The 18,553-nt window shown below is 35.9% G+C and carries 17 protein-coding genes; 8 read left to right on the top strand and 9 right to left on the bottom strand.

From position 1 onward, the window contains the following. Positions 1-39 precede the first annotated feature (39 nt). From tnpB (C0966_RS16510) to C0966_RS16490, 5 genes are all read right to left on the bottom strand, one after another. Positions 40-396, bottom strand: a complete 357-nt coding sequence (gene tnpB, locus C0966_RS16510) for an IS66 family insertion sequence element accessory protein TnpB (protein ID WP_274854034.1) — start codon at positions 394-396, stop codon at positions 40-42. After that, positions 390-707 carry an IS66 family insertion sequence element accessory protein TnpA gene (gene tnpA, locus C0966_RS16505; protein ID WP_274854035.1) on the bottom strand — a complete coding sequence of 106 codons (318 nt, stop codon included), beginning with the start codon at positions 705-707 and terminating at the stop codon, positions 390-392. Before tnpA (C0966_RS16505) ends, tnpB (C0966_RS16510) begins: the two co-directional genes overlap by 7 nt. A 427-nt stretch (positions 708-1,134) precedes the next feature. Next, the gene (locus C0966_RS16500) at positions 1,135-2,637 is read right to left on the bottom strand and encodes a malate:quinone oxidoreductase (RefSeq protein WP_274856744.1); all 1,503 of its coding nucleotides are present in this window, start codon (positions 2,635-2,637) and stop codon (positions 1,135-1,137) included. A 573-nt stretch (positions 2,638-3,210) separates the two neighbouring features. Continuing rightward, complete coding sequence (locus C0966_RS16495; protein ID WP_274856743.1) at positions 3,211-5,133, bottom strand: ATP-dependent helicase; 1,923 nt, start codon at positions 5,131-5,133, stop codon at positions 3,211-3,213. Continuing rightward, positions 5,126-7,054, bottom strand: coding sequence for an ATP-dependent nuclease (locus C0966_RS16490; RefSeq protein WP_274856742.1), 1,929 nt, complete (start codon positions 7,052-7,054; stop codon positions 5,126-5,128). Before C0966_RS16490 ends, C0966_RS16495 begins: the two co-directional genes overlap by 8 nt. Positions 7,055-7,667: 613 nt before the next feature. Between C0966_RS16490 and C0966_RS16485 the strand changes: the two genes are divergently transcribed. The 4 genes from C0966_RS16485 (at position 7,668) to tnpC (C0966_RS16470) (ending at position 10,286) form a co-directional block, all read left to right on the top strand. Beyond that, positions 7,668-7,808, top strand: a complete 141-nt coding sequence (locus C0966_RS16485) for a hypothetical protein (RefSeq protein WP_274856741.1) — start codon at positions 7,668-7,670, stop codon at positions 7,806-7,808. A gap of 168 nt (positions 7,809-7,976) precedes the next feature. After that, complete coding sequence (tnpA, locus tag C0966_RS16480; RefSeq protein WP_003352856.1) at positions 7,977-8,297, top strand: IS66 family insertion sequence element accessory protein TnpA; 321 nt, start codon at positions 7,977-7,979, stop codon at positions 8,295-8,297. After that, positions 8,291-8,647 (top strand): IS66 family insertion sequence element accessory protein TnpB, encoded by a 357-nt coding sequence (gene tnpB / locus C0966_RS16475; protein ID WP_274856740.1) that lies wholly within the window; start codon positions 8,291-8,293, stop codon positions 8,645-8,647. Before tnpA (C0966_RS16480) ends, tnpB (C0966_RS16475) begins: the two co-directional genes overlap by 7 nt. Positions 8,648-8,708: 61 nt before the next feature. Beyond that, positions 8,709-10,286, top strand: a complete 1,578-nt coding sequence (gene tnpC, locus C0966_RS16470) for an IS66 family transposase (RefSeq protein ID WP_274856739.1) — start codon at positions 8,709-8,711, stop codon at positions 10,284-10,286. 617 nt (positions 10,287-10,903) lie between these two features. Here tnpC (C0966_RS16470) and tnpC (C0966_RS16465) read toward each other — a convergent pair. The 4 genes from tnpC (C0966_RS16465) to C0966_RS16450 all read right to left on the bottom strand — a co-directional run bounded on the left by tnpC (C0966_RS16465) (position 10,904) and on the right by C0966_RS16450 (position 14,940). Continuing rightward, positions 10,904-12,487, bottom strand: a complete 1,584-nt coding sequence (gene tnpC, locus C0966_RS16465; RefSeq protein WP_274856738.1) for an IS66 family transposase — start codon at positions 12,485-12,487, stop codon at positions 10,904-10,906. 72 nt (positions 12,488-12,559) lie between these two features. Then, positions 12,560-12,916 (bottom strand): IS66 family insertion sequence element accessory protein TnpB, encoded by a 357-nt coding sequence (gene tnpB, locus C0966_RS16460; protein WP_274856737.1) that lies wholly within the window; start codon positions 12,914-12,916, stop codon positions 12,560-12,562. Continuing rightward, a complete protein-coding gene (gene tnpA / locus C0966_RS16455) occupies positions 12,910-13,236 on the bottom strand; it encodes an IS66 family insertion sequence element accessory protein TnpA (RefSeq protein WP_274856736.1) in 327 nt (108 codons plus the stop codon). Before tnpA (C0966_RS16455) ends, tnpB (C0966_RS16460) begins: the two co-directional genes overlap by 7 nt. Before the next feature lie 423 nt (positions 13,237-13,659). Continuing rightward, a complete protein-coding gene (locus C0966_RS16450; protein ID WP_274854009.1) occupies positions 13,660-14,940 on the bottom strand; it encodes an IS110 family transposase in 1,281 nt (426 codons plus the stop codon). Between the two features lie 147 nt (positions 14,941-15,087). Between C0966_RS16450 and C0966_RS16445 the strand changes: the two genes are divergently transcribed. The 4 genes from C0966_RS16445 (at position 15,088) to C0966_RS16430 (ending at position 18,482) form a co-directional block, all read left to right on the top strand. Then, on the top strand, positions 15,088-15,639 hold the full coding sequence (locus C0966_RS16445) for a recombinase family protein (RefSeq protein ID WP_274856735.1): 552 nt from the start codon (positions 15,088-15,090) through the stop codon (positions 15,637-15,639). Between the two features lie 132 nt (positions 15,640-15,771). Next, the gene (gene istA, locus C0966_RS16440; protein WP_274853114.1) at positions 15,772-17,331 is read left to right on the top strand and encodes an IS21 family transposase; all 1,560 of its coding nucleotides are present in this window, start codon (positions 15,772-15,774) and stop codon (positions 17,329-17,331) included. Next, positions 17,328-18,074, top strand: coding sequence for an IS21-like element helper ATPase IstB (gene istB, locus C0966_RS16435; RefSeq protein ID WP_274853113.1), 747 nt, complete (start codon positions 17,328-17,330; stop codon positions 18,072-18,074). The genes istA and istB overlap by 4 nt, the downstream gene beginning before the upstream one ends. A 177-nt stretch (positions 18,075-18,251) precedes the next feature. Beyond that, positions 18,252-18,482, top strand: a complete 231-nt coding sequence (locus C0966_RS16430) for a hypothetical protein (RefSeq protein WP_274856734.1) — start codon at positions 18,252-18,254, stop codon at positions 18,480-18,482. Positions 18,483-18,553: the final 71 nt, after the last annotated feature.

The raw sequence follows: 18,553 nt of genomic DNA, 5'->3' as shown, positions 1-18,553 counted from the left end.
AATGAGTGTGCAAATAAAAAATTTTAAAGAATATGTTTTTTAGATAACTGTCCTTGCGGTGACTTCAGGATGAGCCTGGCGCTGTTCAAGCGGAAGCCCATCAAGCAACCAACGAAGCTGGCGGCGGCTTATTTTTAGCGGTGCATCACTTTCTTCCGTTGGCCATTGAAATTTTCCTTGTTCTAAACGTCTATAATAGAGCCAGAAGCCGTTGTGCTCCCAATGAAGGATTTTCAGTTTATCCCGATTGCGATTGCAAAAGACAAAGTAGCTAGGCGAAAAGGGATCTAAATCGAAACCCTCTTTCACCAACGCAGCCAGGCCATCAATGGATTTGCGCAAGTCTGTGCTCCCTCGAGCGAGATAAACATTCGTGATCATGGTTTCGTTTAACATAGCGACCTCAACGTCCTTACGACATCCGCAAGGAAAGATGGGTCGAAGCCTGGTTTCACCTCTATGGATGCTTGCCCTATAGTAATCTGTATGGTGTTTTTTGATTCGCTATATTGTTCATCCATTGTGACTGAAACCCATTTAGATGACGGTGTTGAGATCCGATTCGTGTTTTCAATTTTTCTAAGCCAATATTTTAATTGATGAAGTTTCACATTATTGTCTGCACACCATTTGGATTGGGTCTGTCCACTATTCCTAAAATCGGCGATCCGAAGTTCCCATTCTTTTCGCAATTCTGCTTTTGACATCAAAAAACCTCCTCAAATATTGATTTGAGGAGATTATCTCAAAGTGTCATCTAGGTTAATAGGTGGGAACTATTTTACGGTTACCATTTAATAAGTACTTCATTTAAAATTTTTGGAACCATCAAATGATCCCCCATCCCTTTCTTCATGTTGTTAAACATTAGCACTTAACTAAATTGAATTTTTACTTTTATTTTACAATAAATTCTAAATGATAATTTGCAAAATACAAGAGTTATATAAAGCAAAAACCAGTTTCCAATTAGTTCGCATTGACTATTTGGATACTGGCTTTTTTGGCTCTTCTGTTAAATTTTTAGTTTTACTTTTTTCATATTTTCCGTACTTGGTGATATAAAATGGCTCGTTTTCTTTATAATAAACATTTACAAACCAAGAGTCTAGTGAACCTATATCATTCAAAGTATTAACTAAAGACCAGATCTTTTTCGCTTAGACCAAGCGTCTTCGCAGTTGAAGCATGAATTTCGTGCAAAAGCTCTGGGTTTTCCACTAGTGACACGCCATAAGAAGGAATCATTTCTTTTATTTTCGGTTCCCAATCTTTCATATGTTGTGGAAAGCATTTTTCTAAAACCTCAAGCATAACGTGAACGGAAGTAGAAGCACCCGGAGAAGCGCCGAGCAATGCAGCTATCGAGCCATCAGCGGCACTAACAACTTCCGTACCAAATTGAAGTGTTCCTTTACCGCCGGCCTCAGTATCTTTGATAACTTGCACACGTTGGCCTGCTACCACTATATCCCAATCTTCGCTTTTTGCGTTCGGAATAAACTCGCGCAATTCTTCCATGCGCTTTTCATTCGATAACATAACTTGCTGGATCAGGTACTTTGTCAATGCCATCTCTTTTACGCCGGCCGCCAACATAGTGAAGATATTATTCGGTTTTATGGAACGTATCAAATCAAAATTTGAACCTGTTTTTAAGAACTTTGGCGAGAAGCCGGCAAACGGTCCAAACAGCAATGATTTTTTGTTATCGATATATCTTGTATCAAGATGCGGAACAGACATTGGAGGAGCACCAACCTTAGCTTTACCGTATACTTTTGCATGATGCTGCGCTACAACTTCCGGATTGTTGCATACCATAAATAGTCCGCTTACCGGGAATCCTCCAATATGTTTTGACTCAGGAATACCCGTTTTTTGAAGTAAAGGCAGACTTCCGCCCCCACCGCCGATAAAGACGAATTTTGCAGTATGGTATTCGATTTTACCGCTATCGATATCATACACTTTCACTTTCCACGAGCCGTCACTAGTACGTTTAATATCCTTAACACTATGCTTGTAGTTTATCTCGACGTTTTTACTCTTTAAGTGGTCAAACAACATGCGTGTTAAAGCACCGAAGTTGACATCTGTTCCAGAGTCGATTTTTGTTGCCGCTATCGGTTCATTCGGTGTACGGCCTTCCATGATAAGCGGAATCCATTCCTTCAGTTTTTCAGGGTCATCGGAAAATTCCATCCCTTGAAACAGAGGATTATTTGAAAGCGCTTTAAAACGTTTTTTCAAAAAAGCTACATTTTTTTTCCCTTGCACTAAACTCATATGAGGTATTGGCCTGATAAAGTCCTGCGGTTTACGAATCAGATTGCTGTTTACAAGATAGGACCAAAACTGCATTGAAACCTGAAACTGTTCATTAATTTTTATAGCCTTGCTAATATCTACAGATCCATCCGGTTTTTCAGGTGTATAGTTAAGCTCGCAAAGTGCCGCATGCCCCGTTCCCGCATTATTCCATTCGTTAGAGCTTTCTTCTCCTGCGTTTGCGAGCTTCTCAAACACTTTGATTTCCCATTCCGGTGCTAACTCTTTCAAGAGTGTCCCCAAAGTCGCACTCATGATTCCGGCGCCAATTAAAATAACGTCTGATTTAATTTCTCTGCTGCTCATTTTTACCAACCTTTTCTGTCTAAAATATAAACATATCATAGTGTATTACAAATATTTATTATTTAAATTATCTACTATTATATGATAATTATAAATTATTTAAAAGCTTATAAAAAGTGAGAAGTCCTTCCACAAGGCCTAGGAACACACAAAAACCATTTATTTACTTCATATTCTATTATTTCAAATTCACTTTGGTCTCCCAAGCCATAGTATCTATGATAGAGAGAGGCATATCGTTAATGAAAAATCAACAAACATCGACCTTCTCCGTTATGTGTTTGAGGTCATTCCTAAACAGTATCACCTTTATTAGAAGTGACGAAAAAAGTTTGATAGTTTGTTTATACTTTTACTCCTGATTTATTGCATTGACTTTTTGAACGGATTGAAATAAAAGCAGACGGTACTGCGAGGATCTTTTATAGACTCTCGTTACCATCTGCTTCTATTTAACTTAAGGTAATTTTAGCAACGCACAACACTCAACATGACTTGAATGGTAATCGCAGATATATTGATGTAGCAGTGTTTGCCTTAATTAATAAAGACTTCTTTTGAGATTATCTTGATCTATTTTAAAAGTCCCATTTCATATAAAAAACGTGATGGTTGTTTTTCCCAACCATTATATCTATGTGAATAAGTTAATGTAAGTGTAGAAATAGTACGAGTTATTCCTACAAAGCAATTCCGCCTTTCTTCCTCCATTTCAATACTATGATCACCTTTTTTCTTACTAGCATATGAGGGTAGCTCATCTTCTACCAGCCCTAAGACATAAACATGATCAAACTCTTTCCCTTTTGCTGAATGGATTGTCATACATTGTATAGTGTTCTCACTTGGCTCAATTTGTTTTGAAGATAAATCCAGCTCTTGTAAAAATGTACTTAATGATACGTCATTAAATCCATATTTATAATAAAAACTTGTCATTAATTGTTTCCAAACTTCTACTTCATCTAAAAATAACTGCTTTTGTTCCATATCAAACTGCTCAATAAATATATCTGTATTTAACCATTGAAGACTATCCTCAATAAATTTAATAAAATTTCTTCCTTCAATTAAATTCAGATTTAATGACGTTAAATAATTATCATCAAATTTAAATGTTGACATCAAATTATAATATCCTTTTAAATAATCTCCGTCCCTAGATTCGCTCCAAGCTATTACCTCATCTTTATCAATTTTTTGATTCGTGAAAGTTTCAAAAGAACTAACTACTTGATCTAAATATTTTTCATCGTTTCTTTTGTTTGCTAATCGAAGCAAACTATGCATCCATGATATTGGAGGACTTTCAAACTCATTCTTCCTCTTAGATATAACCGTTGAAATCCCTCTATCTTTTAATGCTTCATACACTTTGAATAGTAATTTATTTGACCTTGCAATAACGGAATAGGAAGAACCGTCATTATTATTTATTCTTTTTTGTATATCTTCAACAATCCACTCAGTTTCTTCTTCAAATGAATTAAAACTCTTGAAACGAATAGAACTAGAATCATTTTCTATTTTTTTCATTGCTCGAATTGGTTCTTTATAATTTAATCTTCCTTTATTATGAGCAATAAGATTATTAGCCAAATTTACTACTTCTGGAGGACAACGGAAATTATCAGGTAACTGGATTATATCTGCTCCATAATCATTTTTAAATTCATATATTCTTTTATTACTTGCACCATTCCATTGATAAATTAATTGATCATCATCAGCAACAATAAAAATATTTCTATGTTTGTTTTTGGTTAACTGTTTAATCATCTGATATTGTGCAAAATTTGTATCTTGAAATTCATCAATACATATATATGGATACATTTTTCGATAATGGTTTGCAATAAATGGATACTTTTTAAATAACAAATATGTTTGAAAAATTAATGATTCAAAATCTAATACATTTATTTCCTTTAATCTTTTTATATAACCTGCATATATTTTTTCAATTGCACTTCTAAGGTCAGCATTTTTTATCATACCACTTAAAGATTCATCAGGTTCAATTAAATTTTTTTGAAGATATTGTATTACTGGTAAAAGATTAGATACTCCAATCGAACCTATTTCACCCTTTTTCTCCAACTCTGTTCTTACATCTTTAATTATTTCATTTAAATCCTTTGAATCAGAATAAATTGTAAAATCTGGATTTATACTAATATTAGAACCATGATTTCTGAGAACATCTGCACAAAAACTATGGAATGTTCCAATATATAGTCTGCTGTTTGAATCTGGGATTAATTTATTTATTCTATTTCTCATTTCATCGGCAGCTTTATTTGTAAAAGTTAGACCTAAAATTCTGAAATTATCGTTTATTGAATCTTTAAGTAATCTTGCAATTCTATAGGTTAAAACTCTTGTTTTCCCTGACCCCGGACCCGCTATTACAACTAGTGGTCCTTCATTCCAATTTACAGCCTGTTTCTGTAAATCAGTTAATGTGGACAACTCAAATTCAAAGGTATCATTCATTTGAACTGCTTACACACCTTTCTATTAAATTTTTTATTAGAAAAGGCACTCTTTCTTGGGTCATATTTTTTCCCTTTAAGAGTTCTACTAGCCGATTTGCATTTCCAACTTTATCTTTTTTTATAATTGTGGCTAGTTCATCTTTATCTATAAGTCCCATCTGATCTTCTTTTATAGTATAACCTCTTTCTGTAGCAATTATCTTGTATTCATTATGAAACCCATTATATGTTAAAAACGTTTCAAAATCCTTTTGAGGAAGAATAGATACAAAATCATCTATCTCTTCTTGCTTATATCCGATTTTTTTAATTTGAGAAATGGTACTTTCTCCTTGATCATCATTATCTGTTAGTAAATACCAAGGAAATCCTAGAATTTTTGCTAACTTAATAAAAGCACCCGGGGAACCATTATTTTGGTAATCTATAATACTAATACCAAAATCATCTAATGGTATACCTAAAACTTCTGAAAAATATTGCAGTACTATATACTCCGTTTGTCCCTCAGCAAGCAACCATCCTCTAGCAAAAAAGAGTTCTCCACGAGTTCTTTGTACAAAAGTAAAAAGGTTATTCTTTTCATCATGGGTTAATATTAACTGAGATTCTTCGATAAATTTTTCGATTTGATTAAAATATTCAGTATCCCTAAACATTCCTTTTAGTCCCTTAGCTTCCTGCTCATTAATTGGTTCAAATGTTGTTAACACATTTTTCATTTCATTAAATTTAAATTTTCCACCTTTTGCCTTAATAAACCTGAGTAAACTATCTTTAGCTTCTACTACTACATCAACTCTATCTTTTAAATAATGAATAACTGTTTCTGTTCCTTTTTTTCTAAACAGTCTTAAATCCATTAAATCCATATTTTGAATAAAGTAAGGTGAATGAGTAGAAATAATTTTTTGGCATGATATACTATTAATCTTCGATGCTAGTGAACGAATCGCTTGAGGATGCAAATGAGCTTCTGGTTCTTCTAAAGTCAAGATAGCTTCAGTTTCATCCGCATAATTAGTTTTTAATAATACATCAATATATGCTTGAAATAAAAATAACGTCGCAAGACTCTGAGTACCTTGACCATGTTTTTCTAACGGAAAATTTATATTGCTTCCCTTACCTTTCATTACAACTTGTGCTTTAGAAAGAATATCCCAAGTTTTTAAAGGTAATGCATTTATAGAAACCACTTCTTTATTATTTAGAGATAGTACTCTATTGATACTTTCTAGCGCCTTAATCATTTCATCTAAATTACTATCACTGGATATAATATCTTGATTAATTTTTGACAGACTAGTTTGGATTTCTTCCATTTTCTCTTTAGGGATATTAATTTGTTTTAAAAATCTCCCCCAAAAAGGAGAACTGGTACTAAATGTATCATTTATATCACGTAAAGCCTGTAAATAAAATACCGGCGTAAACTGTAAAAAATCACGATATTTATTAGCTGATGATCTACTGGTTAGTGGTACCCCATTTACATTTAGAAAATTATTTTCAATAATAAAATCTTTTTGAGATTCATCATATTTGGAGGTTATTCTCAACCAAATTTGGTTAATCGATTCTTCTTCATCTTCCTCCCATATCATAGGTTGAACTATCTCTCCTAAAATTTGAGATATTTTTTCAGGCCATTGGTTTGGTTTTTCTTCTCTAAATATAAATTCTATTGTTATTCCTTCAGATGAATGTGGATTGTTGTTATCATCATTTAGAAAATAGTCATACTCACTAAATGGGGAAAATTTTCTATTAGATTTCCCTAATGCTAACCTGATTGCATCTAAAAAAGCAGTCTTTCCCGAATTATTTTCACCTATTAATATTGTATTCTTTGCTATTGGTACCTTAACTTCTCTTATACTTCTAAAATTTTTTATTCTTACCTCTTTCAATAACATACGCTTTACCCCAATCAACTTTATATCTTTTTAATTCCCAAGAAATGTTATACATAATAAAAAAAACAGAAGTTAAAAATTAGAATAGACTTCTGCTTCTCTTGTTGTTTTATATAGAAATTTGCAGGATATTTTACAGAGTGGTACTAGTTTAAATCTATTAATATTTTATAATACAAAGTGAAATTTTAAAATTTTTTTAATCAATCCGTTTAAAAATACTAAATCATAGATAAAATATTAATGTTATTGCAACTTGTAGGTCTGTCAGGGAAGAAATGCCATGCTGCATTTCTTCTTTTTCTATTTCAAAAAAATTTTTCATTCCCTCTAAAAATGACGAATTCAGAAGCTATAATGATTTCTGATTAACCTATTAGTTCAATTTAAATAGAAGTAACCATAATATGCGAGGGCCGCGGTTACATGATGTTATCTTACGAAGATAACCATGTGCTGCGGTCTTTTATACTGGAGGGATGATTTATAGACAAGCATGAAGTTTAAAACCACTGGCTCAACAGAATTTTAGAAAACTGTGAAAAAGTTGAAGTTTCAAAACAGATCATTGAACGATTTATTTTATTCTATGGAAAGGAGGCTCCTGATAAAAATGTCAAACTTGCTTTATCTCCTCAAGGATTTAGGAGTTCCCATTGAGACAAAAGTGTTCATTGAAACATTCAACCAAGTGAATTACGAATATGTTTATCAAATGCAAATGGCTTTAAATTTGGTTAAACACTCTGAATAGTTTAAAACCTTTTTCTCCCGTCAATCCTTATAAAAAGCGGTATTTGACGGGAGGGAAGTTCATATCTCGAAAAGATATAGTAAAGTAAGCGTCAAATCTTGCACACCTTCTTGATGTGCTAATTTCATGAGATAATCTCCTCAAGATGAAATTGAAGGGGGTTTTTTTATGCCTAAGAATCCTGAATTACGAAAGGTTTGGGAACAACGAATCGCTGACTATCGTAAAAGCGGTCAAACTCAAGTAAACTGGTGCAAGGAAAATCAATGGAGTATTCACCAGTTTAAATACTGGTTAAGAAAAATTGAAAATCCAATAAAAAATCAAGGAAAGTCTACAAAATGGGCATCCGTTACCCTAGAAGATCATTCACAAACAGTTGAAAATTCATTACGGATTGAAATTAGTGGGATTTCAATTGAAGTAAAACCTGGTTTCGATCCGGCCTTTCTTTCAGAAGTGGTTAGGACGTTGAAATCAACATGTTAGTTGGTACAAGAGCTGAACGAGTTTACTTGGCAAAAGGAAGTACTGATTTGAGAAAATCCATTGATGGATTAGCTGCTTTGGTGAAAGAGGGATTTGATTTAGATCCCTTTTCATCAAGCTATTTTGTGTTCTGTAATCGAAAGCGAGATAAATTAAAAATTCTTCACTGGGACTATAATGGTTTTTGGCTTTATTATCGTCGATTGGAAAAAGGAAAATTTCAATGGCCAAATGAAAATGACACTGGAACGATACAAATTAGTTATCGGCAATTACGCTGGTTATTGGATGGTCTTGCAATGAAGCAAAAGAAAGCACACCCAGAAGTAAAGGCTAGAACAGTTATATGAATTTTTTACTTTTAACAAAAACCTTGGAGGAAAATAGCTAAAACCGTCGAATTATTACTACATGATGAAAAATTTAAAGAATCCTACCCAAAACCCATTTGAATTAATTGAAAAACTTCAACAGCAAATCGTTGAATTGACGGCGAAATTACAATGGTATGAAGAACAGTATCGTCTTAGTCAAAAACGAAAATTTGGCTCTTCAAGCGAAAAAACAAATCCTAATCAATTAGAACTACCTTTATTCAATGAAGCAGAGGTAGAGTCTAATGTAAAAGCCGAAGAGCCAACTGTTGAAACAATTACATATCGTCGTAAAAAGAAACGTGGTCAACGTCAAGCTACGTTTGAAAACCTGCCTATGGAAACGATTGAATATCGTTTACCCGAAGAAGAGCAGGTCTGTTCGTGTTGCGGTGAAAAAACACACGAAATGAGCACAGAAGTACGACAAGAATTAGTGATTATTCCGGCTCAAGTCAAAGTTTTAAAACACGTTCGATATGTCTATGGATGCCGTCATTGTGAGCGTAATGAAATAGAGACACCAATCGTTACAGCACCTGCCCCAAAATCTGTGTATCCAAAAAGTTTAGCTTCACCGTCAAGCATGGCATATATTATGAATCAAAAATATGTAGAGGGGCTACCTCTATATCGCCAAGAACAACAGTTCAAACGATTAGGTGTGATCTTATCCAGGCAAACCATGGCCAATTGGATGCTTTATGGTGCCGAAAAATGGCTTGCGCCAATTTATCAACGAATGAAAGAGCATCTCCTCTCTAAAGACATTCTACATGCGGATGAAACAACTGTTCAGGTTTTACATGAACCTGGAAGGTCAAGTACATCGAAATCTTACATGTGGCTTTATCGGACTGGAAGAGAGGATCCACCACTTGTCCTTTATGACTATCAGGAAACTAGAGCAGGAGAACATGCCAAAGAATTCCTAAAAGGGTTTAAAGGATACCTGCATGTCGATGGATATGCAGGATACCATAAGGTATCCGGCGTAACATTAGTTGGATGTTGGGCTCATGCCCGCAGAAAGTTCGATGAGGCTTTAAACGTACTTCCTGAATCCAAACGTCATTCAGCAGTCACAGCTCGGGAAGGACTCAATTTCTGTAATCAGCTATTTGCCATCGAGCGTGATTTGAAAGAATGTACACCAGAAGAACGATATAAAAAACGACTTAAACACAGCCAACCATTGTTGGAGGCTTTTTCAGCATGGCTAAAAACAGAGAAAAGCAATGTTTTACCAAAGAGTCTATTAGGTCAAGCCATTACATACTGCCTCAACCAATGGGAAAAACTCGTGGCATTTTTAGAGGATGGACGTTTAGAAATCGATAATAATCGAAGTGAACGATCCATTAAACCATTTGTGATCGGAAGGAAGAACTGGATTTTTAGCAATACTCCGAAAGGAGCTAAGGCCAGCTCAATCATTTACAGTATTGTGGAGACAGCAAAAGAGAATAAATTAAATCCATTTTATTATCTTCGCTACTTATTTGAAAGGCTTCCCAATATGGATATAAGCAATATGGATGAGCTTGATCAACTACTTCCTTGGTCCAAAACAATTCCTTTGAATTGTCGGGTTTTTAATAACTTATCACAATAATAGTATTTAATCCCTATCATTAAAAGGTGGGGATTATTTTACGCTTACATAGTAAAAGTCTCGTTTAGTGAAGACTTACAAGAGGAATCTTACTATTTTATGAAAAGGTGTAACCGCCTGATAACTTTGAACACATTTTGCTAATTAGTAGTGAACACTTTACTGGAAGTTAGTGCTGGCATTTTGTCACTTTACTTGGAGCCTCTGCGGGCAAGATTATTAGCCAGGAAGCCTGATATATCAATGAATCTGGCTCAGCCGACAAAGGCTATCATGCCCGCCTCTCCAAATAAAGTGCACGTCTCTACTGGAAAAAAGTGTTCAATCTTATTCAGCATTTTTAGGTAAGAAAGTGTTCATTTCTACTTGGCGGTTACAAAAGGCTGATTGAAAAAATTTTAATTGATCAACTTGATTTAAAACCTACCATGAAGGGATTCCTGCTTACGGAAAGTAAAGATGTTGTTGAAAAGGAGTAGAACATATGCAACCATCCCAATATTTTGAACCTCATAAAATTCAAGATGATTTTATAGCTGTATATAGTAGAGTGAGTTCGGCCCAACGTAAGCGTCAAATAATCCCCACCTATAAGTAGATGGGGATTTAGTTATGATTTAAGTATTCTTTTTAAACACTCGACAAACTAATGGGATCGTTGATGACCAAGGCATTAATTGATCCAAGGCCTCTTTATCTTGGGTATCCATGTTTGGTAGTTTCTCAAAAAGATAGGTGAGATAGGTAAATGGATTTAAGTCATTCTCTTTAGCTGTCTCAATAATACTGTAAATCGTTGCACTGGCTTGAGCGCCCCGTGTGGTGTTGGCAAACAACCAATTTTTGCGGCCAATTACAAATGGTTTGATTGAACGTTCGCTACGGTTATTATCGATTTCTAACCGACCATCTTTTAAAAAGCCCACTAATTTATCCCATTGGTTCAGGCAATATTGGATTGCCTGGCCAAGGGCGCTTTTTGGGAGGACTTTTGACCTTTGCGTTTTTAGCCATGCTGAAAAAGCATCCAACACTGGCCGGCTGCGTTCCAAACGACTTTTATGGCGTTCTTCAGGAGTTGAATCCTTTAAGTCGCGCTCAATCGCAAAAAGTTGGTTACAGAAATTGAGCCCTTCCTTGGCAGCTACCGAAGCGGATTGTTTTGAAGCCGGCAAAACCTTTAAGGCCTCATCAAACTTACGCCTTGCATGCGCCCAGCAACCTACTAGGGTTACATGAGGCATCCCTTGATAACCAGAGTAGCCATCCACATGAAGGTAGCCCTTGAAACCATTCAGAAACTTGCGAGGTTGTTCCTTTCCCCGTGTCTGTTGGTAATTATAAAGAGTAATCGGCGGACCTTCTCTTCCAGTGCGATAAAGCCACATATAAGAAGTGGATGTTGCCTTTCGACCTGGTTCATGGAGCACCTGCAAAGTGGTTTCATCCGCATGGAGAATCTCCTGTTTAAGTAAATGATCCTTCATCCGATCATAAATTAAACGTAACCACTGATCTGCGCCATAGATCATCCAGTTCGCCATCGTCTGCCGGGATAATGTAAACCCAAATCGCTCAAACTGCTTTTCCTGGCGATAAAGAGGCAGCCCTTCCACATATTTTTGACTCATCACATACGCCATACTTGAAGGAGAAGCTAAACTGCCCGGATAGACAGGTGCCGGCATAGACGCTGTGACAATCGGTGTATGGATCTCCTCACGTTCACAACGGCGACAGGCGTAGACATAACGGACATGCTTAACCACTTTTACTTCAGCTGGAATGACTTTGATTTCTTGACGCACTTCCGTGCTCATTTCATGTAAAGATCCACCGCAGCACGAACAGACCTGATCTTCTGCGGAAAGGCGGTATTCAACCGTTTCCGTAGGCAGGTCTTCTAGCATCGTTTCACGTTGACCACGTTTTTTACGACGACGGTAGGTAATGGTTTCTGAAGCAGGCTCCTCTAAATTGGAGGCTGCTTCTACCTCTGCTTCATTAAAGAGCGAAAGCTCTAGTTGATCGGAATGTGTTTTTTCACTTGAAGAGCCGAATCGTCTTTTTTGGCTGAGGCGAAACTGTTCCTCATACCATTTTAGTTTTACAGTCAGTTCAGCGACTTGCTTTTCAAGGGATTCACATCGTTTTTGAAGATTTTCAGTTGGTTGGGTGGGTGTTTTCGTTGTCTTTTTCATACTTTATCTATTCGACAAATGTTGATCAATCCCTTTTAAAAAATTGGTGTGTAAATAAAAAAAAATATGATTTTATATGACTGTCCTCGCGGTAACTTCAGGATGAGCCTGGCGCTGTTCAAGTGGAAGTCCATCAAGTAACCAACGGAACTGGCGGCGGCTTAATTTTAGCGGTACATCACTTTCTTCCGTTGGCCATTGAAAATTTCCGCGCTCTAAACGTCTATAATAGAGCCAAAAGCCATTGTGCTCCCAATGAAGGATTTTCAGTTTATCCCGATTACGATTACAAAAGACAAAGTAGCTAGGCGAAAAGGGGTCTAGATCAAACCCTTCTGTCACCAACGCAGCCAATCCATCAATGGATTTGCGCAAATCTGTACTCCCTCGGGCGAGGTAAACATTCACGATCATTGTTTCGTTTAACATAGCGATCTTAACGCCCTGACGACTTCCGCAAGGAAAGATGGGTCGAAACCTGGTTTAACCTCTATGGATGCTTGACCTATTTTAATCTGTAAGGATAATGAAGTGTCTTTTGATTCGGCATATTGTTCATCCATTGTGATTGAGACCCAATTAGTTGATGGTGTAGAGATCCGATTTGTGTTTTCAATTTTCTTAAGCCAATATTTTAATTGATGGAGCTTCACATTATTGTCAGCACACCATTTGGATTGGGTCTGTCCACTTGCCCTAAACTCAGTAATCCGAAGTTCCCATTCTTTTCGCAATTCTGCTCGAGACATCAAAAAACCTCCCTCTATATACTTTAAAATTCTCCCGAATACTCACGTTTTCTCTAAATTTCATTAACACCTAATAGTTGATCCACCGAAAATCATGGTTATAAATTGAATTTATTTAAATTTCTTACAGATGAGGGGCCATCCTACCAACCAAACTGGTATTGTTTGGTAATAACAGTTATGACCGTGCGCAAAATCTCCACTCATCTCACGGTCGCTAACCCTCCCATGTATCACCGGATTGGGATCCATACATTCCTTCGTCCTGCGTATCCATGAGGTGGAGGTCGGATAAGCTCCTCAGCTGGGTCATAAGCCCGTATGGTAAAAATAAACTCCGACTCGGCACTATTGGTGTTTGTCTTTAGAAATACTTGAAGTATTCGATAGTAATTTGATTAACAAATTGGTTAATAAATCGGTTTAAGCAACTTGTAATGTAATTTGAGGCAAGCCTTGCAATAATTTTGAACCATCAAATTCACACTGTTTTTGACCAATGACAAATAAGACACGTAATAGCTTACAACACAAAGCGATGAGAGACTGTTGCTTTTTTAAAGGCCTTTCAGATCGTTTTGTATAGTATTGATGTAAAGCTTTAAAAGTTGGATTATGGGCAACGAGTGGCCGAATCGCTAGGTACAGAGCTTTACGCAGCCTGCTTCGTCCCCGTTTCGTTATTCTGGTTTGTCCTTTAAATTTTCCAGAACTATGCTCACGTAATGAAAGGCCTGCCAGATTAACTAATTGCTGAGGGTGACTGTACTTTGTGAGATCACCCACTTCAGCGAAGAATAGAGCGACTGTTGTAACACCTAACCCAGAAATATTCATCATTTGCTTAGCACCTGGGATCGTTTCTACAAGAGCTTCTAGCTCCTGATCCAACTCTTCCAACTGCGTTTGATAAAGCTCATATTGGTCAATCAGATATTCCATTTCACGTTTGGCAAACTGAATCCCGATTTGAATTCCAATGCTCTTTTTGGCCGTTTCCACTAGTTTCGTTGCTCGCTTCATTCCAACTCCTCGTTGTACAAATGGCTTCCACTTTGAGAGAATCTCTTCAGGTGTCATTTCTTTAATTTGAGAAGGAAATGGAAACAGTTTTAGCGTGCAAAGAGCTGCTTTTCCTTCCCAATCCCCGAAAACATCGAAAAACTCCGGAAAATAACGTTGAATCAAATTTTGAATACGTCCTTCTGTGATGGCAAGCTGTTGAGTGAGCTGATCTCTTATTTTGACGCCTTCTCTTAGTTCCGCGTAAATGCCGTCTAAGAGATTTGGTACGGAGTATCGGCCGTCTTTAATCAGCTGTGCAATCACTCTGGCGTCTTTTGTATCGTTTTTTGTTGGAGAGTTGTCATCAAGCTCTTTGCTTTTCTTTACATGCATCGGATTGACTAGCACAAAGTCATAGCCCTTTGCGGTAAGGAAATAAGCGAGATTTAACCAGTAGGGCCCGGTTGGTTCAACCCCAAAAATCACATGGTTCTTATCATTTTCTTTTTGGTGTCGATTCACCCAATCTAAAAGCATTTGGAAACCATGTATGCGATTTTCAAAGATCAAGCGTTTTCCAAATTCAATTCCTCGATCGTCTTGTGCCCGTGCCACGTGTTTGTCTTTGGCAATATCAATGCCGATTATTAATGTTGATGGTGTGATTTGCGAGATTTTTCGATTTTGAGTATAATTCATTATTGAGTCCTCCTTGGTAACTTATTAATTCGGGGTCAATGCATTGACACCCTGTACTATACCAAGAGGGCTCTTTTTGTTTCAAACCTCAAATTTCTTCATTACAGGAATGCTCCTCAAATATTGATTTGAAGAGATTATCTCAAAGTGTCATCTTGGTTAATAGGTGGGAACTATTTTACGGTTACGGCCCAACAAGACATACAAAAACAAAATCTGCTTACTGAAGCTTATATCAATAACAATCATATTGAAAAAGAAAAAGTAATTTGGTTAAAAGATGAGGACGTTTCCGCCAATAAATTAGCAATGGAGGATCGCCCCAATTTGCAAAAATTACAATTTCTTATACAGCATAAAAAGGTCAAGACCATCATTGATTATAGGCGAGACCGTTTAGCCCGAAACTTTTATGAATACGTTGCACTAGTTAAAGAGTTTTATAAATACGGAATTAAAGTGATTTTTACATCAACAAAGCAACCGCCATTTTCTCCAAAACTTTCGATTGAATCATTATATGGGATATTTTCACAAGTTGAGGGGCAAAACATATCCGGCAGAAGAACGGATACGATGAAGCAGTTTCCTTCTGCTATTTTTGGATATCATCGAGTCGGGAAAAGAAAAGACGTAAAATATATACCGAATCCAAAGGTTGTTAATGACCTTAAATCATTTTTCTATGAAGTGATGTAACCGATAAAATATAATTGACAGTTTCCGATAAATAAAATTTTACACATTTCATGTTCAAACTATTAAAATAGTTTTCTATCGCTGTTAGTATTTTTATTGTCGAGATATTAACGGTGATGGAGGATTTGAAAGGTGGACAAGTTTGAAGTGTATGTAGAGATACGACAATTATTGGAATTGGGGTTCAGTAAGGCTAAAGTGGCTAAGAAGTTAGGAATCTCCAGGCCCACACTGTACCGGTATCTTAATCAAAACCCTAAGGAGATGGTTGAATGGATTGACTCTACTAATACAAGATCTAAAAAGTTAGATCCTTATAAAAGCCAAATATTAACTTGGCTTAATGAGCATCCTGACATGTCAGCTGCCCAAGTGGAAGATTGGTTAAAGGAAAGATATTCAAGTTTGGAAGTTTCCGAAGGTACCGTTAGGTCCTATGTTCGTGAACTGAGGATTCATTACGGAATTACAAAGGAAACACTCCCCAGATCTTATGAAGCTGTTCCAGAAGTAGAAATGGGAGAACAAGTCCAAGTTGATTTTGGGGAGACTCATCAATATACGCGAGGGAAGAAAAAAGTAAAACTATATTTTATAGCGTTTGTACTTTCCCATTCACGATATAAATATATGGAATGGTTAGATCGACCTTTTACTACTCGTGATGTCATACGTTGTCACGAAAATGCATTTCAATGGTTTGGGGGCATCCCTCGTGAAATTGTTTATGACCAGGATTCATTAATACTTGTTAGTGAAAATGGTGGAGATCTCATATTAACAAAGGAGTTTGAATCCTATCGACAAGAAAGAAAATTAAAATTGAGAGTTTGCCGTAAAGCTGATCCGGAAAGCAAAGGGAAAATTGAAAATGTTGTAGGATATATCAAACATAACTTTGCTAAACATCGGGAATTCACAAATATTGATGAATGGAATGAGGCGGGCTGGGAATGGCTGAACCGCACTGGTAATTATAAAATACACAATACAACGAAAAAAAGACCAGTCGAAGTATTTCAGAAAGAAAAGCAATACTTAAGACCAGTCCTCAACAAATTATCTAACTTAAATCCTTACTCCAGTATAACAAGGGCTGTTCGTAAAGACAACACTATACGATATCAATCAAATCGTTATTCAGTCCCTCTTGGGACATATAACAAACAAAAAGAAGTTTATATAACTGAATCTGATGGATACTTGTTTATTTATGAAAAAGCAGACGGTCCTTTGATAGCTAAACATAAAATATTCCCTGGCAAAGGACAATTAATCCAAGATCGTCAGCATACACGAGACCGAACAAAAGGTATTGATGCTTATATTGAAACGGTCTCACGTTATTTCACAAATTCTGAACTTGCCAAATCCTATTTACAAGAAATTCGAAAAAAGAAACCTCGTTATATACGGGACCAATTACAAATTATTTTGAAGCAAATCCGATTAATAAAGCAGTCCGTAGTGGATAAAGCTTTGGAGGAATGCATGAATAAAAAGCTTTATACAGCAACCGACTTTACCGATATGGCTCAGTACCTTCAACAACAAAAACAAATAAACAGCAGCAGTAAGGATAAGGAACAAGTGGTAATACCAGTTGTGGAACGTAAAAATCAAATCAACCAAATCAATACGCAAAAACGTGATGTGAATAAATACATATCTGTATTGGAGGGGCAAAAATGAACTCATTATCAAAATCACAAGAGCTTTTAAAAGCTCTTCGTTTGAAGGAAACGGCTCATTATTTGCCAACTTTAGTTAAAGAAGCCGAAACGAACGATTCCTCATATCTCACTTTTCTTAATTGCATTTTAGAATACGAGCAAAAAAGAAGGGAAGAAAAGCAGTTAGAAAAGCGACTAAAGTGGGCAAATTTTCCGTTTCAAAGAACAATAGATGAATTTAATTTAGAGGAGCAACAATCATTAAGCAGGAAGCAATTGAATCAACTTAAGGAATTAACATGGATTGAACAATTGTATAACATCATTTTCCTTGGACCGCCAGGTGTCGGAAAGACCCACTTGGCGGTGGGTTTAGGATTTGTAGCTATAAATCAAGGCTATAAAGTGATGTTTATTACAATGGGAGAGCTGATACATACATTGAAAACAGAAGAAATTTCACGTAAATCTCAAACAAAAATAAAAAGAATCCGAAGTGCAGATTTGATTATTATAGATGATCTTATGTTTATGGCCATGGACCAACATGAAGCTAACTTATTCTTCCACCTAATTAACGATTTATATAATAAGTCGTCTATTATACTAACATCTAATAAAGCGCCAAAGGAATGGGGGGAATTATTAGGTGATCCAGCGATTACCACTGCCATCTTAGATAGAATTCTTCATAAAGCTGAAATTATTCACCTAAATGAAGATAGTTATAGAATGAAACATAGATCCTCTATATTTAATTAAAAGTGTAAAAAATTAATTATCGGAAATTGTAATATTTCACTTGACGGTCACAAGTGACCGAAGTCATTAAAGCAGATGATTTGTTTAACATCTTAATGAAATACAAAAAGACCTTAAAAAACAAAAAATACGAGGAATTATTGAAATATCTGGAAAATCTTTTTTTATGCGGCACATATGAAGACTTCGTACGGTTATAAAGTCCTCCATCATGTCGAGCCAATTATTTCATTAGAAGAACATTTGAAAATTCAAGATGTATTAATGGAATTGAAAGAAGAAGTATTCCGGGCAATTACCAATGCTAAAATACGTTTTGGATCTCTCACCTTTCTCTACCTAAACAAAAATAAAAAAATGCCTACATTGGCGAGCTTATTACCGGCTATCTCATTTAACAAAAATTAAGAACAGGACATATCCCTTAATATCTAGAGTTCCTCAACAATAATTTTCGGTAAAGTAACCACCGAAAGATA

Origin of the sequence: Bacillus methanolicus (genome assembly GCF_028888695.1) — a bacterium.
Taxonomy (GTDB): domain Bacteria; phylum Bacillota; class Bacilli; order Bacillales; family Cytobacillaceae; genus Bacillus_Z; species Bacillus_Z methanolicus_B.
This window is presented reverse-complemented; position numbering and strand designations above follow the sequence as displayed.

Bases quoted from the DNA above. Each gene is read 5' to 3' on its own strand.
- C0966_RS16495 (WP_274856743.1), bottom strand. From the start codon at position 5,133: ATGAATGATACCTTTGAATTTGAGTTGTCCACATTAACTGATTTACAG.
- tnpB (WP_274854034.1), bottom strand. From the start codon at position 396: ATGTTAAACGAAACCATGATCACGAATGTTTATCTCGCTCGAGGGAGC.
- tnpC (WP_274856738.1), bottom strand. From the start codon at position 12,487: ATGAAAAAGACAACGAAAACACCCACCCAACCAACTGAAAATCTTCAA.
- C0966_RS16490 (WP_274856742.1), bottom strand. From the start codon at position 7,054: ATGTTATTGAAAGAGGTAAGAATAAAAAATTTTAGAAGTATAAGAGAA.
- tnpA (WP_274856736.1), bottom strand. From the start codon at position 13,236: ATGTCTCGAGCAGAATTGCGAAAAGAATGGGAACTTCGGATTACTGAG.
- tnpA (WP_003352856.1), top strand. From the start codon at position 7,977: ATGCCTAAGAATCCTGAATTACGAAAGGTTTGGGAACAACGAATCGCT.
- tnpA (WP_274854035.1), bottom strand. From the start codon at position 707: ATGTCAAAAGCAGAATTGCGAAAAGAATGGGAACTTCGGATCGCCGAT.
- tnpB (WP_274856737.1), bottom strand. From the start codon at position 12,916: ATGTTAAACGAAACAATGATCGTGAATGTTTACCTCGCCCGAGGGAGT.
- tnpC (WP_274856739.1), top strand. From the start codon at position 8,709: ATGATGAAAAATTTAAAGAATCCTACCCAAAACCCATTTGAATTAATT.
- C0966_RS16500 (WP_274856744.1), bottom strand. From the start codon at position 2,637: ATGAGCAGCAGAGAAATTAAATCAGACGTTATTTTAATTGGCGCCGGA.
- C0966_RS16430 (WP_274856734.1), top strand. From the start codon at position 18,252: ATGAAGACTTCGTACGGTTATAAAGTCCTCCATCATGTCGAGCCAATT.
- C0966_RS16450 (WP_274854009.1), bottom strand. From the start codon at position 14,940: ATGAATTATACTCAAAATCGAAAAATCTCGCAAATCACACCATCAACA.
- istB (WP_274853113.1), top strand. From the start codon at position 17,328: ATGAACTCATTATCAAAATCACAAGAGCTTTTAAAAGCTCTTCGTTTG.
- C0966_RS16485 (WP_274856741.1), top strand. From the start codon at position 7,668: ATGTCAAACTTGCTTTATCTCCTCAAGGATTTAGGAGTTCCCATTGAG.
- tnpB (WP_274856740.1), top strand. From the start codon at position 8,291: ATGTTAGTTGGTACAAGAGCTGAACGAGTTTACTTGGCAAAAGGAAGT.